The organism is Telluria sp. ZB4P37 (assembly GCF_059685855.1).
Genome location: NZ_JCASID010000003.1, coordinates 89,880 through 106,313, shown reverse-complemented (window position 1 = coordinate 106,313; position 16,434 = coordinate 89,880). Strand labels below are relative to the sequence as shown.

Annotated in this window: 13 protein-coding genes and 2 pseudogenes; 10 read left to right on the top strand and 5 right to left on the bottom strand. The window is 66.4% G+C overall.

Annotated features, from left to right (window positions below):
• Position 1 precedes the first annotated feature (1 nt).
• The 4 genes from AC56K1_RS07765 to AC56K1_RS07750 all read right to left on the bottom strand — a co-directional run bounded on the left by AC56K1_RS07765 (position 2) and on the right by AC56K1_RS07750 (position 4,837).
• Positions 2 to 1,609, bottom strand: coding sequence for a carboxyl transferase domain-containing protein (locus AC56K1_RS07765; RefSeq protein WP_497157270.1), 1,608 nt, complete (start codon positions 1,607 to 1,609; stop codon positions 2 to 4).
• A 20-nt stretch (positions 1,610 to 1,629) separates the two neighbouring features.
• On the bottom strand, positions 1,630 to 2,070 hold the full coding sequence (locus AC56K1_RS07760; RefSeq protein WP_497157269.1) for a YchJ family protein: 441 nt from the start codon (positions 2,068 to 2,070) through the stop codon (positions 1,630 to 1,632).
• A gap of 42 nt (positions 2,071 to 2,112) precedes the next feature.
• Positions 2,113 to 3,360 carry a D-amino acid dehydrogenase gene (locus AC56K1_RS07755; RefSeq protein WP_497157268.1) on the bottom strand — a complete coding sequence of 416 codons (1,248 nt, stop codon included), beginning with the start codon at positions 3,358 to 3,360 and terminating at the stop codon, positions 2,113 to 2,115.
• A gap of 112 nt (positions 3,361 to 3,472) precedes the next feature.
• Positions 3,473 to 4,837, bottom strand: coding sequence for a serine hydrolase domain-containing protein (locus tag AC56K1_RS07750; RefSeq protein ID WP_497157267.1), 1,365 nt, complete (start codon positions 4,835 to 4,837; stop codon positions 3,473 to 3,475).
• A 235-nt stretch (positions 4,838 to 5,072) separates the two neighbouring features.
• Here AC56K1_RS07750 and AC56K1_RS07745 point away from each other — a divergent pair, with 235 nt between their 5' ends.
• The 9 genes and pseudogenes from AC56K1_RS07745 (at position 5,073) to AC56K1_RS07705 (ending at position 14,711) form a co-directional block, all read left to right on the top strand.
• On the top strand, positions 5,073 to 5,816 hold the full coding sequence (locus tag AC56K1_RS07745) for a GntR family transcriptional regulator (RefSeq protein WP_497157266.1): 744 nt from the start codon (positions 5,073 to 5,075) through the stop codon (positions 5,814 to 5,816).
• Positions 5,817 to 5,980: 164 nt separating this feature from the next.
• Positions 5,981 to 6,859, top strand: coding sequence for an N-acetylmuramic acid 6-phosphate etherase (locus AC56K1_RS07740; RefSeq protein WP_497157265.1), 879 nt, complete (start codon positions 5,981 to 5,983; stop codon positions 6,857 to 6,859).
• A gap of 44 nt (positions 6,860 to 6,903) precedes the next feature.
• Positions 6,904 to 8,199 (top strand): MFS transporter, encoded by a 1,296-nt coding sequence (locus AC56K1_RS07735; protein WP_497157264.1) that lies wholly within the window; start codon positions 6,904 to 6,906, stop codon positions 8,197 to 8,199.
• Positions 8,200 to 8,267: 68 nt separating this feature from the next.
• Positions 8,268 to 9,410, top strand: a complete 1,143-nt coding sequence (locus AC56K1_RS07730; RefSeq protein ID WP_497157263.1) for an acyltransferase family protein — start codon at positions 8,268 to 8,270, stop codon at positions 9,408 to 9,410.
• Positions 9,411 to 9,430: 20 nt separating this feature from the next.
• Positions 9,431 to 11,035, top strand: a complete 1,605-nt coding sequence (locus tag AC56K1_RS07725; protein WP_497157262.1) for a glycoside hydrolase family 10-like protein — start codon at positions 9,431 to 9,433, stop codon at positions 11,033 to 11,035.
• 90 nt (positions 11,036 to 11,125) lie between these two features.
• Positions 11,126 to 12,049: an N-acetylglucosamine kinase gene (locus tag AC56K1_RS07720; protein ID WP_497157261.1), complete on the top strand. Its 924-nt coding sequence runs from the start codon at positions 11,126 to 11,128 to the stop codon at positions 12,047 to 12,049.
• Between the two features lie 20 nt (positions 12,050 to 12,069).
• A pseudogene (locus AC56K1_RS07715) lies at positions 12,070 to 12,852 on the top strand (N-acetylmuramoyl-L-alanine amidase); the annotation flags it as partial.
• Between the two features lie 330 nt (positions 12,853 to 13,182).
• Entirely contained in the window at positions 13,183 to 14,088 is a 906-nt protein-coding gene (locus tag AC56K1_RS07710; protein ID WP_497157260.1) for a LysR family transcriptional regulator, read from the top strand.
• Complete coding sequence (locus tag AC56K1_RS07705) at positions 14,085 to 14,711, top strand: M15 family metallopeptidase (RefSeq protein WP_497157259.1); 627 nt, start codon at positions 14,085 to 14,087, stop codon at positions 14,709 to 14,711. The genes AC56K1_RS07710 and AC56K1_RS07705 overlap by 4 nt, the downstream gene beginning before the upstream one ends.
• Before the next feature lie 17 nt (positions 14,712 to 14,728).
• On the opposite strand, the pseudogene AC56K1_RS07700 reads toward AC56K1_RS07705, so the two are convergent.
• A pseudogene (locus AC56K1_RS07700) lies at positions 14,729 to 14,818 on the bottom strand (PEP-CTERM sorting domain-containing protein); the annotation flags it as partial.
• A gap of 613 nt (positions 14,819 to 15,431) precedes the next feature.
• On the opposite strand from AC56K1_RS07700, the gene AC56K1_RS07695 reads away from it, so the two are divergent.
• On the top strand, positions 15,432 to 16,349 hold the full coding sequence (locus tag AC56K1_RS07695; protein ID WP_497157258.1) for a polysaccharide deacetylase family protein: 918 nt from the start codon (positions 15,432 to 15,434) through the stop codon (positions 16,347 to 16,349).
• Positions 16,350 to 16,434 lie beyond the last annotated feature (85 nt).

The window sequence follows — 16,434 nt, the reverse complement described above, 5'->3', positions numbered from 1 at the left end:
TTTACATCCGGAACACGCCGAACTTCGTGTCCTCGATCGGCGCGTTCAGCGCAGCCGACAGCCCCAGGCCCAGCACGGTGCGGGTATCGGCAGGGTCGATGACGCCGTCGTCCCACAGGCGCGCCGACGCATAATACGGGTGGCCCTGGTGCTCGTACTGTTCCTTGATCGGCTGCTTGAAGGCGGCTTCTTCGTCGGCCGACCACTGGCCGCCCTTGCCCTCGATGCCGTCGCGCTTGACGGTGGCCAGCACCGATGCGGCCTGGTCGCCGCCCATGACGGAAATGCGCGCGTTTGGCCACATCCACAAAAAGCGCGGCGAGAACGCGCGGCCGCACATGCCGTAGTTACCGGCACCAAAACTGCCGCCAATGATGACCGTGAACTTCGGCACCGAAGCGGTAGCCACGGCCGTGACCATCTTGGCGCCGTTGCGGGCGATGCCTTCGTTTTCGTATTTGCGGCCGACCATGAAGCCGGTGATGTTCTGCAGGAAGACCAGCGGGATCTTGCGCTGGCAGCACAGCTCGATGAAATGGGTGCCCTTGAGCGCCGATTCCGAGAACAGGATGCCGTTGTTGGCGATGATGCCGACCTTCATGCCGTAGATATGGGCGAAGCCGCATACCAGCGTGGTGCCGTAGCGCGCCTTGAACTCGTCGAATTCGCTGCCGTCCACCACGCGGGCAATCACTTCGCGCACATCGAAGGGCTTGCGGGTGTCGACCGGAATCACGCCGTACAGTTCTTCCGGCGCATAGCGGGGCTCAAGCGATTGGCGCAACGCGCCCTGCACCGGCTTGGTGCGGTTCAGGTTCGAGACGATGGTACGGGCCAGCGACAGCGCGTGCAGATCGTTCTGCGCCAGGTGGTCGACCACGCCAGACAGGCGGGTGTGGACGTCGCCGCCGCCCAGGTCTTCGGCCGTGACCACTTCGCCGGTCGCCGCTTTCACCAGCGGTGGGCCGCCCAGGAAGATGGTGCCCTGCTCCTTGACGATGATCGATTCGTCGCTCATCGCCGGCACGTAGGCGCCGCCGGCCGTGCACGAGCCCATCACGACCGCGATCTGCGGGATGCCCTTGGCGGACAAATTGGCCTGGTTATAAAAAATGCGGCCGAAGTGGTCGCGGTCCGGGAACACGTCGTCCTGGTTCGGCAGGTTGGCGCCGCCCGAATCGACCAGGTAGATGCAGGGCAGGTTGTTCTGCTCGGCGATCTCCTGGGCGCGCAGGTGTTTTTTCACCGTCATCGGGTAATAGGTGCCGCCCTTGACGGTGGCGTCGTTACAGACGATTACGCATTCCTGGCCGGCCACGCGGCCGATGCCGGTGATGATGCCTGCCGCAGGTGCCGCGCCTTCGTACATCTCGTAGGCCGCCAGTTGGGAGAATTCAAGGAAGGGCGTGCCCGGGTCGAGCAGCATTTGCACGCGGTCGCGCGGCAGCAGCTTGCCGCGTGCGAGGTGCTTGGCACTGGCCGCTTCGCCGCCGCCCTGGGCGACTTGCGCGACTTTCGCGCGCAGGTCGTCCACGATCAGCTGCATGGCTGCCGCATTGGCCTTGAAGTCGTCGCCGCGCGGGTTGAGTTTGCTCTCGATCTGGGGCATGTCTAGTCTCTTCTGTTGTTCTATGTCGGGAAACTGCCGTCCACGTAGTACCAGCGCGGCGCCCCGGTCTCCGGGTCAGGCTCGCGCAGGAAACGGCTCACTTCGTGCAGCCGGTGCGCCCGTCCTCCCACCTTGAAGCGGGCGACGAATTCGACGGTGTCACGGTCTGGATCGTCCGGCAAATTTACTTGACGTTGACGTAAACGTAAAGCAGATTTTACCTCAAGTCCCAGCCAGCGGATCGGCTCTTTTTCGTCGATGACGGGCTCGCCCGGGCGGGTGCTCGGGTGCCAGGTCGCCAGCAAATAAGGCTCGTTCTTCTGGCTGTAGGCGGTATAGCGCGAGCGCATCAGGGCCTCGGCCGTGGGCGGCAGGGCTTGGCCAGCGATGAAGGGGCCGCAGCAGGTGGCCAGCGACGGCCCGCCGCAGGGGCAGGCGCCAGGAGTGCTTGTCTTGGACATGGGCGCCATTATCCGCCATTTCCGGCGGGCGTACGGACCGGGTCAGCCGCGCAGGGTCAGCCCATCGAGCGAAAACGGCGGCGCTTCGCCCTGCATCGCGCCGGCCAGCAGGGCGGCGCTGCCGCAGGCGAAGGTAAAGCCCAGCGGGCCGTGGCCGACGTTCAGCCACAGGTTGGCGTAGGGCGTGGCGCCGATGATCGGGGCGCTGCTCGGGGTGGCGGGGCGCAGGCCGGCCCAGACCGAGAGCTGCGAGTAGTCGGCCGCGCGCGGCATGGTCTCGCGCACCTGGCGGGTCAGGCTATCGACCCGTTTCGGATTGTGGCTCAGGTCTTCGCCCACCATGTCGACCATGGCGGCCACGCGCAGCTTGTTGCCGATGCGCGCGTAGAGCACCTTGCGCTCGAAGTCGGTGACGCTGATTTCCGGCGCCACGTCGTCCGGGCGGATCGGCGCGGTCAGGCTGTAGCCCTTGAGCGGGTATAGCGGCAGGGTGATGCCGACGGTATCGGACAGCGTGCGGCTCTGCATGCCGGCCGCCAGCACATAGCTGTCGGCGGCGATGGTGCGGACGCCGGTGCCATCCTGCACTTCGATGCCGGTGATGCGGCCCCTGTCGGCCAGCAGGCGGCGCGCCTCGCCGCCCACGAAACCCTGGAAGCGCGGATGGGCGCGCAGGCGCGAAGCCAGCGCCAGGCAGAAAGCGTGGCAGTCGGCCACCGCTTCGCCGCTGTTATAGATCCCGCCGGCCAGCAGCGGTTCGGCGGCAGCCAGCGAAGGTTCGCGCGCGGCGCATTCGGCAGGAGACCAGATTTCGCCGGCGCCGGCCTTGCCCGCCGCCTTCACGAACACGTCGCGCGAGCGGTAGACCACCAGCTTGCCGGCGTCGCGCCAGTCGAATTCGTCGAGCGGGATGCTCACTTCAAGCTGCTTCATGCCCTGGCGCGACAGTTCGCCCAGGGCCAAGAGCCTGGCCGTGGTCTTGCGGTTGACGTCGGCGCGGCAATGGGCCAGGAAGCTGGCCAGCCAGCGGTACTGGCGCAGGTCGGCCTCGGGACGGAAGTGCAGCGGGCCGGTGTCCTGGAACATCCACTGCAGGGCTTTCAGCGGCACGCCCTCGTCGGCCAGCGGCGACACGTAGCGGTAGCTCAGCTGCCCGCCATTGCCGTAGCTGGACCCGCTGCCGACTTCCGGCGCGCGTTCGAGCACGGTGACGCGGTAGCCGGCTTCGGCCAGCCACCAGGCCGAGGTCAGGCCGACCACGCCGCCGCCGATGACGATTATCTGCTGCATCCTGCACTTTTCTTCTTGGACATGGGGTGAGAGCTTAGGTGCTGGGCCCCATCACGGCCAATGAAAGTCGCGCCGGACGCCATAACCACGGTATATAAATATGGGCTTGGCATCACGATGCCGCCCGTTGGCCGACGATGGCATGCCGGTAGAGCGCCGTGAGGATGCGTTCCTCGTAGCGCGCCATGGCCGAGTAGCGGCCCTTTTGCAGGGCCGGGTCATGCGAGCTGCCGCCGGCGAGCACGATCAGGCCGTTGCCACGCGCCGGGTCGAAGGCGAATACCGAACGCAGGCCGTAGGCGTCGCCCAGGTGGCCGACGGCCTCGAAGCCGCCGCCCTCGACCAGCGCCATGCCGGGGCGGTCCGGGAACTGGGCGTTGCCCAGGCCCCAGGCATTGAAGAAGCCGTTCATCGAATCGCCGTTGCCGCCCTTGGCATCAATGGTCCACTGGCGCGCGAACTTGCGCTCGAGCGTCGCGCGCTGGACCAGCTGTGTCGTTCCGTGCATGCCGCCATTCATCAGCATGCGCATCACCACGCCCATGTCGCGCGCCGAGATGCGCAGGCCGCCGGTCGGGCTGAAGGGCGTGGCGTTGGCGCCCGGGACATAGCTGGCGATGCCGGCCGGCGGCGCCGGCGGCTTGGTGGAATAGTCATCCACCTGCGCGATCCACGAGCCTTCCGCGTTCCAGATTTCGGTGTCCGTGGTGCGCTTGCGGTAGAGCGTCGCCAGATTGTCGAGCGCCGCCGGTGGCAACGCCGACGGGTTATAGCCCGCTACAATGCCCAGCGGCTGCAGCAGCAAACGCTGCATGAGCAGGTCGAAGCGCTCGCCCGTGACGCGCTCCATCACGGTGCCGATCACGCCCCAGCCGAGGTTACAGTAGGTGAAATAAACACCCGGTCCGGCGCGATCCGACCACATGCTGCCTGCTGCGTAAAGCGGGGCGCCCGGCACCAGCACGTCCTTCAGGGCGGTGGTCAGCGGCCACGAATAGCCGCCGTCATCGCGCAGCGAGGATGTGTGGGTGAGCAGGGTGCGCAGGGTGATGGCCTGCTGGGGAAAATGCGGGTTGCGCATGCTGAAGCCCAGGTAGCCTGAGACGTCGGCGTCCAGGTCGACCCGGCCTGCCTCGACCAAGCGCATCAGGCCCAGGGTGGTCATCATCTTGGAAATCGAGGCAATGCGGTACAGGGACGCCGGCGTGGCCAAGCGGTCGGGCAGGGCGCCGTTGCCGATGAAACGGCGCCCAAACGCCTGTTCATACACCGGCTGGCCGCCGCGGATCGCGACCACCGACAGGCTGGCCAGTTGCATCGACGGATCGCCCGCGACCGCCGCGAGTTCTGCATCGAGCGCCCGGCGCGATTCCAGGGAGAGGAGCGGCGCGCTAGCCGCCGAGGGTGGCGCCGCGAACAGCGGTTCGACGCTGCCCAGCAAAGCCATGCCCAGCAAGGATCGCCTGCTTTGGTTCATCCGGTCTCCCTTTTCGCCCTTGCGGCTTGTTATTGTCATTGCGTCCTGACGAGCATACGGAGTGACAGGGAGCCTTGCCAAATGAATAGCCGTGGCGGTGGCATAACCGTTTTATATTGGTATCAAGTGGTATGCTTATAAGTCCAGTGAATGCGATGACAACGCTTTTTCATGGGCCGCATGGTGTCGGGCGACGCTGTCGCCATTACACTTTGTACGCACCTTTTACACGCCGATGACCACGACCAGCCCCGCCTTCCAGCTCGACCTGAACGACAACTCGCCACTGTACATGCAGCTGGCGCGCAAGCTCGCGCTGGACGTGCGCGAAGGCCGCTACCAGGCCGACCAGGCGCTGCCTTCCGAACGCACCCTGTCCGAACGGCTCGACGTTTCCCGCGTCACCGCGCGCAAGGCGATCGACCAGCTGGTCGACCAGGGCCTGGTGGTGCGCAAGCGCGGCTCCGGTAATTACATCGCGCCGCGCATCGAGCAGCCGCTGTCGGACTTGTCGAGCTTTTCCGAACAGCTGCAGCAGCGCGGCTATACGCCCAGCAGCCACTGGCTGCGGCGCGAAGTCGTGTCGGCCGACGCCGACGAGCAGCTCTCGCTCGGCCTGTCGCCCAATACGCGGGTGGCGCGGCTCGAGCGCCTGCGCCTGGCCGACGGCGTGGTGATGGCGTATGAAGTGAGCATCCTCCCGGCCACCGTGCTGCCGCGTCCCGAGAACGTCGGCGGCTCGCTGTATGCCCATTTGGCCAAGACCGGCCACATGCCGGTGCGCGCGCTGCAGCACCTGCGCGCCATGAATGCCTCCCGCGAACTGGCGGCGCGCCTGGACGTGCCGGAAGGCCGCGCGGTGCTGTTCATTACCCGCATCGGCTACCTGGAGTCGAATGAACCGGTCGAGCTGACCCACTCGTACTGCCTGAGCGATCATTACGACTTCGTCGCCGAGCTGCGCCGTCCGAGCGTCTAAAAAACCCTCAGTGCTGCGTTGCACCGTCTTGCCCTGAGAATTTTGTAGACGCTCATAAGCAGCATAACTTTTCGGCATGATGCCGGTCCCAGCTTTCATGGGATGAGGCTGGCAATTGGTATTACACTGGTTTTATCGATCACTCCGCTCCAAGAGACCCGTCCATGCTGAAAACCGAAACCCCGGCCCAGGACCACGCGACGCTTGACCAGTATCCGACCGTCGAACTGGTGAATGTCTTCATCGACGACCAGACCCGCGCGGTCGAAGCAGTGCGCGCCGCGGCGCCACGCATCGCTGCCGCCGTCACTGCGGCGCTGCCGCGGATGGAAGCGGGCGGGCGCCTGATCTACGCCGGCGCCGGCACCTCCGGCCGCCTGGGCGTGCTCGACAGCGTCGAGCTGAACCCGACCTTCTCCTGGCCGCACGGCCGCGCGGTGGCCCTGCTGGCCGGCGGCGCCGACGCCATGTTCGTGGCGGTCGAAGGCGCCGAGGACGACCTCGAGCAGGGCGCGGCCGACCTCAAGAGCGTCGACGTCGGCCCGGATGACGTGGTGCTGCTGCTGGCGGCATCGGGCCACACCCCCTATGTGCTGGGCGCCCTGCGCGCGGCGCGCGAAGCCGGCGCACTGACGATCGGCTTTTCCAACAATGCCGACGCGCCGGTTGCGAACGGCGCCGAGATCGGCATCACCCTGGACACCGGTGCGGAAGTCATCTCCGGCTCCACGCGCCTGAAAGCGGGCACCTCGCAGAAAATCGCGCTGAACACCTTCTCCAGCGCGCTGATGGTGCGTTTGAACAAGGTTTACGGCAACCTGATGGTAGACTTCCGGGCGACCAATGCCAAGCTGGTACGCCGTGCCATCCGCCTCACCGTCTTCGCCACCGGCGCCGACGAGGCGGCCGCGCAGGCAGTGCTGGAGCAGTGCGGCTACCACGTCAAGACCGCGATCGTGGCCTTGACCAAACAAACCACCGTCGAGCAGGCGCGGGCGTTGCTGGCCTCGGCCCACGGCAGCGTGCGCGACGCCATCGCCTGACGCAGCACCGGGCGCAGCGCGCGCCTGCGCAACACGAAAGACCTATGCAGACTTCGTTAGCAAAAAGCCCGTCGCCTTCCAGCCCGCCGCAGGCCAATCCGTGGGCCTGGATACCTTCCCTGTACTTCTCGCAGGCCATCCCCTATGTGGTGGTGATGAGCCTGTCGGTGATCATGTACAAGGACATGGGGATCTCGAACTCCGACATCGCCTTCTATACCAGCCTGCTCTACCTGCCCTGGGTGATCAAGCCCCTGTGGTCGCCCATCGTCGACATGTTCGGCACCAAGCGCCGCTGGACGGTGCTGCTGCAACTGGGGGTGGCCGCTTCGCTCGTTGCGGTGGGCCTGACGCTGCACCTGCCGAATTTCTTCGTTGCCAGCCTGGCCGTGATGTGGCTGATGGCCTTCAGCTCGGCCACCCACGACATCTCGGCCGACGGCTTCTACATGCTGGGCCTGCGCCAGAAGCAGCAGGCCGCCTTCGTCGGCGTGCGCTCGACCTTCTACCGCCTGGCGACGCTGGCCGGCCAGGGCCCGCTGGTGGTGCTGGCCGGTTACCTGGCCACCCGGCTAGGCGACGTCCACCAGGCCTGGTCGATCGTGTTCTTCGTGCTCGCCGCGTTCTTCTTCCTGGCCTTCCTGTGGCACGGCTTCATCCTGCCCCGCCCCGATTCCGACCACAAGGTCGCCCGCACCGACAACCCGCTGCGCGACTTTTTCGTGACCTTCGCGCTGTTCTTCCGCAAGCGCGACATCTGGCTGATCCTCGGCTTCATCCTGACCTTCCGCCTTGGCGAAGCACAGCTGCTCAAACTCGTGGCGCCCTTCCTGAAGGACCCGCTGGCCAAGGGCGGCCTGGGCCTCACCACCGCGCAATACGGCATCGCCTACGGCACCATCGGCATCGCCTTCCTGACCCTGGGCGGCCTGGCCGGCGGCTACCTGATCTCGCGCTTGGGGCTCAAGCGCTGCCTGTGGCTGATGGTGTTCGCCGTGCACCTGCCGGACCTGGTGTTCGTCTACCTGTCGCACGCCCAGCCGACCAGCTTCGCCCTCGTGTGCGCGTCGCTGGCGGTCGAGCAGTTCGGCTACGGCTTTGGTTTCACCGCGATGATGCTGTACATGATCATGGTCTGCGAGGGCGAGCACAAGACCGCCCACTACGCGATCTGCACCGGCCTGATGGCGCTGGGCATGATGGTACCGGGCATGTGGAGCGGCGATCTGCAGGAATACCTCGGCTACCAGCATTTCTTCATCTGGGCCTGCATGTCCACGATTCCCGCTTTCATCATGGCGGCCCTCGTGAAGATCGACCCGGAATTCGGCAAGAAGTAGCCACAAGCTCGTAGGGTGGGCGGGAGACCCGCCACCCTACAAAACAGACACCAGGAGAATATGTAGCAATGCGCGATGCACCGGTGCGCCTGATTTCGCTCGACGCCTTCCGCGGCTTCACGATCGCCGCGATGGTGCTCGTCAATAACCCGGGCGACTGGGGCAATTTGCACGCCCAGCTGGCCCACGCCAAGTGGAACGGCTGGACCTTCACCGACTGCATCTTCCCCTTCTTCCTGTTCATCGGCGGCGTCGCCATGACGCTTTCGCTCGGGCGCCTGGCCGCAAGCGGCGCCGACAAACCGCGCCTGCTGCGCAAGCTGGCCCGGCGCGCCGCGCTGATCTTTTTGATCGGCTTCGTGCTCAATTTGATCCCGCACTTTAACCTCGGCGCCGTGCGCATCCCGGGTGTGCTGCAGCGCATCGCCCTGTGCACGTTGCTGGCCGCACCGATCGTGGTCTACCTCGGCTGGCGCGCCCAGCTCGCGGTCGCGAGCGCGCTGCTGGCGCTGTACGCGCTGCTGATGCTGTGGGTACCGGTGCCCGGCATCGGGGCCGGCGTGCTCGAACCGGGCAAGGACTTCGGCGCCTGGGTCGACGGCATGGTGCTGGATGGCCACATGTGGGTGCAATCGAAAACCTGGGACCCGGAAGGGCTGGTCAGCACCATCCCGGCCCTGTGCAGCCAGCTGTTCGGCGTGCTCGCCGGACGCGTGCTGGGCTCACACCTGCCGCGCATCGAGCAAACCGTGTGGATGCTGTTCGCCGGCCTGGTGTTCCTGGCGCTGGGATCGAGCCTGGATGCGGTGCTTATGCCGATCAATAAAAGCCTGTGGACGGTGTCGTACTGCCTGTGGATGACCGGCTGGGCATTGCTGGCCTTCGGTGTCTTCTTCTGGCTGCTCGACGCCGCGCCGCATGCGCTGGTGCGCGAGCGCGCTGCCGTGTGGGCGAAACCGTTTGTGGTCTACGGGATGAACGCGCTGTTCATCTTCGCGTTCTCCGGCTTCGTGGCCAAGATGCTCGGCTTTATCAAGCTGGCGCAGCCCGATGGCAGCCAGCTCCCGCTGGGCCGCAGCCTGTACGCGCCGATCAAGGCGCTGCCGCTGGGCCCCGTCAACACCTCACTGTTATATGCCATCCTGTTCAACGCCTGCATGTTCGCGATCGCGTATGCCATGTGGCGCAAGCGGTGGTTCGTTAAAGTCTGAACAAGAATATTGGAGCGAAATTGAAACCCGATTTGAAGAAACGCGCGCTGACGCTGGCTGGGCTGACCAGTGCGCTGGCCCTCGGCGGCCTGATGACCGCCTGCACCACGCAGCCGGGCAAGCCGGAAGATGCAGCCCCCGCGCCACCGCCGGCCCCGCGCGAATTCCGCGCGGCCTGGGTGTCGACGGTTGCCAACATCGACTGGCCGAGCAAGCCGGGCTTGCCCGCCGCGCAGCAGCAGCAGGAAGCCATCGCCATCCTCGACCGCGCCGTGGGGCTCAAGTTGAACGCCATCGTGCTGCAGGTGCGCCCGGCCGCCGATGCGATCTATCCCTCGAAGATCGAGCCCTGGACCGAATACCTGACCGGCGCGCAGGGCAAGCCGCCGCAGCCTTTCTATGACCCGCTGGCATTCTGGGTGAGCCAGGCGCATGCGCGCGGGCTGGAGCTGCACGCCTGGTTCAACCCCTACCGCGCGCGCCACGACAATGCACGCTCCCCAAGCGCGCCGAACCATATCACCAATACCATCCCGTCCGCCGTGAAGCGCTACGGGAAGTTCATGTGGATGGATCCGGGCGAGGAAGCCGCCTCGAAGCAGACCATGGACGTAATCCTCGACGTGGTGCGCCGCTACGACATCGACGGCGTGCACATCGACGACTATTTTTATCCCTATCCGATCGAAGCGCCTGACGTCGCCGGCAATGCATCGGCCCTCGATGGCAACAGCAATGGAAAAGCAGCGGCCAAGCCGGAGCTGGACTTCCCCGACACCCCGGCCTGGGAACGCTACCTGGCGGGCGGCGGCAAGCTCGATCGCCCGTCCTGGCGCCGCGACAACGTCAATCGCCTGATCGAGGCCATGTACAAGGGCATCCACCGCGAAAAGAGCTGGGTGCGCTTCGGCATCAGCCCCTTCGGCCTGGGCCGCCCGGACCGCCGCCCGCCGGGCATCCTGGGCTTTTCGCAGTACGACAAGCTGTATGCGGATGCCGAGCTATGGCTTCAAAACGGCTGGCTGGACTACTTCACGCCGCAGCTATACTGGTCGATCGCGCAGCCGGCCCAGTCCTACCCGGTGCTGCTCGATTACTGGATCGGCCAGAACACGCAGGGCCGCCACATGTGGCCGGGCCTGTTCACCAGCCGCATCGGCGCGCCGGCCCCGACCAAGCAGTTCGAGCCGGACGAGATCCTGCAGCAGATCGCCGTCACGCGCGCCCGCCCGCTGGCCACCGGCCACGTCCACTTCAGCATGGTCGCGCTCACGCAGAACCGCAAGGGCATCAGCGACCAGCTGCGCGCCACCACGTATGGCGGGCAGGCGCTGGTGCCGGCCACCACCTGGCTCTCCAGTGAGCGCCCCGGTACGCCGCAGGTAACGAGTGCGCTGCGCAAGGACGGCGTCGGCTTGAAACTCAAGGCGGGCAAGGGGACCGCGCTGTATGCGATCTGGGCGCGCCACGGCAGCGAGTGGCGCTTCGCGGTGGCCCCGGCTTCGCGCGTGGACTGGACAGTGCCGGACGACGCCAGGCTGGGCGCGGCCAACCTGGTGTATGTGAGCGCCGTGGACCGCCTCGGCAACGAGGGCGCTCGCGTGCAGGCCTGGAGCAAACCGTAAAGACGATACAAGGCTCATAAGCTTTGTTCATATGAACACCGCCAGCATTCATTCGCGTGCAGGCGCGGCCACGACGTACACTTGCGGACTATGTCTAACTCCGAACAGCAGCAGCAAGAAGGCCTTGGCCTGGGCATCGATGCCGGCGGCACCCAGACCCGCTGGGCCCTGGCCGCGCCCGGCGGGCGCATCGTCGCCGAGGGCACTGCGCCGGGCCTGTCGGCCCTGCAGATGGGCAGCGCCGAAGGGCGCGATTCCGTGCAGGCCGCCTTTGCCGGCATCGCGCGCGCGGTGCTGGCGCAGGGCCGACCGGCCGCGGTGCGCGCCGGCCTGACCGGCTTTGGCGGTGAAGGCGAACAGCTGCAGCAATGGCTGGGCAGCCTGCTCGGCCTGGCCCCCGGCGCGGTAGCGTTTAGCAACGACATCGAAATCGCCTACCTCGCCAGCTTCAAGCCGGGCGAGGGTTATCTCGTGTATTCCGGCACCGGCTCGATCGGCGCCTTCATCGACGAGCGCGGCGGTTTTCACCGCGCGGGCGGGCGCGGCGTGGTGCTGGACGACGGCGGCGGCGGCTTCTGGATTGCGCGCGAAGCGCTGCGCCACATCTGGCGCCTCGAGGACGAGCGCCCCGGCGCCTGGGAAGAGTCGCCGATGGCGCACGCGGTGTTCCAGCACGTGGGCGGCTCGGACTGGTCGTTCTCGCGCCAGTTCATCTATGGCCGCGAGCGCGGCGAAGTCGGCAAGCTGGCGATCGCGGTGGCCGCGACCGCGGAGCGCGATCCGGCGGCCGCTGCTATCCTGCGCGAAGCCGGCACCGAGCTGGCGCGCCTGGCGCTGGCACTGATCCGGCGCTTCGGCCCGCGCCCGGTGGCGCTGGCCGGCCGCGCCGCCGAGCTGCACCCGGCCATCGTCGAAACCATGCGCGCGGCCCTGCCGCCAGACGCCACGCTGAGCCAGACCGGCCTGCGCGCCCACTACGCGGCCGCGCGGCTGGCCGCCGCACCCACCCAATAACAGTACAGGATTGTTCCAAGATGAAAACCCTGATCGTCCCCGTCATCCTCGCCCTGCTGGCAGGCTGCGCCACCGCGCCCGTCGAACCCCTGGGTCCGAAGATCGACACGACCTACAACGCCAAGGGCCAGTCGAGCCGCGCCCGCTTCCTGGTGCTGCATTACACGGTGGCCGATACGCCGGCCTCGATCAAGATCCTGACCGAACAGCAGGTAAGCGCTCACTACCTGCTCACGGACGCGCCCCAGCCGGTCATCTACCGCCTGGTCGACGAGACCCGGGCGGCCTACCATGCCGGCAATTCGAGCTGGAAGAACTATACGCAGCTTAACAACAGCTCGATCGGCATCGAGATCGTCAACGCCGGCTGGAAGGACACGCCGGCCGGCCGCGTGTACGCGCCTTTCCCGCAGACCCAGGTCGACGCCCTGGTGGGGCTGGTGAAGGACATCGTCCAGCGCCACGGCATCGCGCCCGAGAACGTGCTGGGCCACAGCGACATCGCCCCGCAGCGCAAGCAGGATCCGGGTCCGCTGTTCCCGTGGCAGCAGCTGGCCCAGGCCGGCCTGGTCGCGTGGCCAGACGCCAACCGCGTGGCCGCCGTGCGCCCGGCCTTCGAGGCTCTGCTGCCGGACGCCGCCTGGTTCCAGCGCAAGCTGGCTACCCACGGCTACAGCATCGTGCAAAGCGGCCTGCTGGACCCGCAGACCCGCACCGTGCTGTCGGCCTTCCAGATGAAATACCGTCCTGCGGACATCGCCGGCAACCTGGACGCCGAAACCGCCTCGCTGCTGGAAGTGCTGACCACGCCGGCCAACGCGCCGCTGCCTGTGGTGCCGCCGGTGATCACGATGCCGGTGCCGCCGCTGCCGCCCGCGACCCCGCCGGCCCCGGTCATCCCGGAAGCGGCGCCCGCCCCGGCCGCACCGCTGCCGCTCCCGAGTCCGGCGGTACCGGCGCCGGAGCCGACGCCCGTCAGCCCGCCAGTCCCGACGACGACACCGGCGACCGCGGCCGGGGCGCCGGCGGCAACCGTTCCGAACACGCCGTGACGGTCGCCCCAGCCGGGTTTTCCCTGTATCCTTCGACCAATCCGCGCCCGGTGCGCGGAGACTCTACTGAAGGATAAAGCGATGCGCCTGCGTCATATCGAAGTTTTCCACGCCATCATGCAGGTCGGTACCATCAGCGGTGCCGCCCAGGTTCTCCACATCTCGCAGCCTGCGGTGACGAAGGTCCTGCAGCACGCCGAGCTGCAGCTGGGCATGCCGCTGTTCGAGCGCGTGCGCGGCAAGCTCTATCCGAAACCGGAAGCGCATCGCCTGTTCGTGGAAACCGAAAAGCTGAACCGCGACCTGCAGGGCATTCGCCGCCTGGCGGCCAGCCTGAAGGGCCGCGCGGTCGAAACCGTGCGCCTGGTATCGACGCCCACCATCGCCATCAGCGTGCTGCCGCAGGCGATGTCGGCCTGGCGCCGCGACTTCCCGATGGCGCGCTGCGAACTGGCGACCCACCACACCAGCGAGATCGTCAACGCGCTGCGCCTGGGCGAAGCCAACCTCGCGCTATCGCTGCAGGACCCGCGCCACCCCGGCATCGTGGCCGAGCCGATCGCCCACGGCAACCTGACCGTGATGGCACCTAGTGGGACGTGGACCGAAGAAGAACTGGCCCTGCCTTTCGGCGCCGAAGGCCTGGTCGGTGAACTCATCGGCCTGAACGACGGCGACCCGCTCGGCGAGATCGTGGTCGCGGCCTGCGAAGCCCAGGGCGTGCAGCCGGTCTACCACACCGTGGTGCAGACCTACCAGATCGCCCGTTCGCTGGTGGAAGCCGGCGCCGGCATGGCCGTGCTCGACCCATTCACCGCCGCCTCGGCCACGCCGGGCAAGGTGCAGTGCCGCGAGTGGGCGCCGGCGATCCCGGTGCATTTGTATTTGCTCAGTGCCAGCCATTCCCCGCTGTCGCACGGGGCGCGCGAGCTGGCCAACTGTATCGGCGCGACCGCGCGCGCCTGTCTCGACAAGGGTCGTGCATGACCAGCATCGGGTTGGAATCGGGCGTGGCCAGCGAAGACATCGCCGGCAGCCCGGAATTCCGCCATCTTTCGAGCATCGAGGGCATTGCCGTCGACCTGCGCTACGCAAGCAGCAATAACTTCGTCGGGCGCGACCTGTACTCGACCTTCGATTGCGCCTGGCTGCACCGCGATGCCGCCGAGGCGCTGGAAAAGGTCGTGGCCTGGCTGGCGCAGGAGCGTCCCGGCTACACCGCGCTGGTGCTCGACGCCCTGCGCCCGCAGCGCGTGCAGGAACAGCTGTGGAATGCCCTGGAAGGTACGGGCCTGCAGATGTACCTGGCCAACCCGGTGCGAGGCTCGATCCATTCGTACGGGATGGCACTCGACATCACCCTGCTCGATGAAGCGGGCGTGGAGCTCGACATGGGCACCGGTTTCGACGACATGACCGAGCTGTCGCATCCGGCGCTGGAGGAAGGTTTCCTCGTGGCCGGCCAGCTGACTGACCAGCAGGTAGCCAACCGCCGCCTGCTGCGCGGCGCCATGCTGGACGCCGGCTTCCTCGGCATCAAGACCGAGTGGTGGCATTTCGATTGCGGCGACCGCGAGCTGGTGCGCCGCACTTTCCGCCGCGTGCTCTGACCCGCGGCGCCTCTTCTTTACTTGCCCTGCTTGCGGCGGCGCATGCCGGCCAGGCCGGCCAGTCCCAGGCCCACCAGCGCGATGCTGCCTGGTTCCGGCACCTTGCTCCAGTTGGCGGCGGTCACTTGCGGGCCATACGACATCACGCCCTGGTAGACGCTGTGGTTGTGGTTCTGGTCGACGAAGATATCGTTGTAGGTCCAGCCGTAGGTGGTGTCGAGATACCAGCCGGTCACGGCAAAATTGGTGAATTGCAGGCTGATATGGAAGTTGTAGATGGTATTGACGTTGTCGAAACGGTTGAAGCCATCCTCGAACGACCAGGCGAAGCCCGGGTTCGAATTGCCCCAGTACGAATAGACATTGCCGTTGCCATTCGCGTCCAGCAGCGCGGAATCGAAGCCGACCTCGCCGGTGATCTTGCTGGCGCTGGTGTACGGCGCCTGCACGCTGGTGAAGCTCGGACCGGTGAAGGTGTAGGCCAGCGGCGTGGCGTTGGCGACGGTGGCGCCGGCGAGAAGGACGATGGTGCAGATCTTTTTCAGGAAGTTCATGGTAGGCCCTAGTTGATATATTGTAAGAATAAATTACATTAAGCAACTAGTGTGCCATGTAGCAATATCAAGGGCTTAGGGTCATCTGCAGGCCCAGCTGTAAATATTTTCGACACCTCATCGCTGCCCGGCTATAGTCGGCTTTTCAATCTTCCTGCCTGCCACGATGCGCTTCTTCTTGCCTGCGGCTTTCGTCTCCCTGCTGCTATCCGTCCCCGCCGCCGCCCAGTCGGTCGCCTTTACCTTCGACGACGGCCCGACGCTGGCCACGACCCCGCGCCTGTCGCCGCAGGCGCGCAACGAGGCCATGCTGTCGGCCCTGGCCAAGCACAAGGTAAGGGCTGCGCTGTTCGTCACGGCCGGCAATGGCGCCGACCGTCTCGAAGGCCTGGCGCTGGCGCGCGCCTGGGGGCAGGCCGGGCATGCCGTCGCCAACCACACGATGACCCACCCGGACCTGGACAGCGCCAAGGTCAGCCTGGCGCACTACCAGCAAGAAGTGCTCGACTGCGACCGCATCATCGCCGCGCTGCCGGGCTACCAGAAATGGTTTCGCTTTACCTATCTGCGCGAAGGGAACACCAAGGACAAGCGCGACGGCATGCGCGCTTTTCTCCGCCAGCACGGCTACCGCAACGCCTATGTCACCCTCGACACCAGCGACTGGCGCCTGAACGACAAGCTGGTCGAGGTGCTGGACAAGAATCCACAGGCCAATGTGGAGCCGATCCGCCAGGCCTACCTGGCGCATATCCGCCAGCGCGCCCTGGCTTACCGGGCATTGGCCCAACGCCTTCAGGGCAGGGACATCCCGCAGGTGCTGCTGCTGCACCATAACCTGATCAATGCGATGTGGCTGGATGACGTTGTCAAGCAGTTCAAGGAGATGGGGTGGGCAATCACGACCCCAAGCGAGGCGTTTGCCGATCCGGTCTACCAGCTGATGCCGGATCGGGCGGCGCCGGGGCAGAGCTTGCTGCTGTCGATGGGGAGGAGTCTGGGTCTATCGACGGCGGACCTGGGGCTGCGGCTGATGGATGATGGGGATGCTGAGATTGAGGCGTTGGGGGCAAAGGGGCTTTAGCGTCTGCGTGTAATGCTTAAGCTACCTGGTTGCATGCAAACTTGGATTCCCGCCTGCGCGGGAAGTCGTAGGCGCCTACTGATAT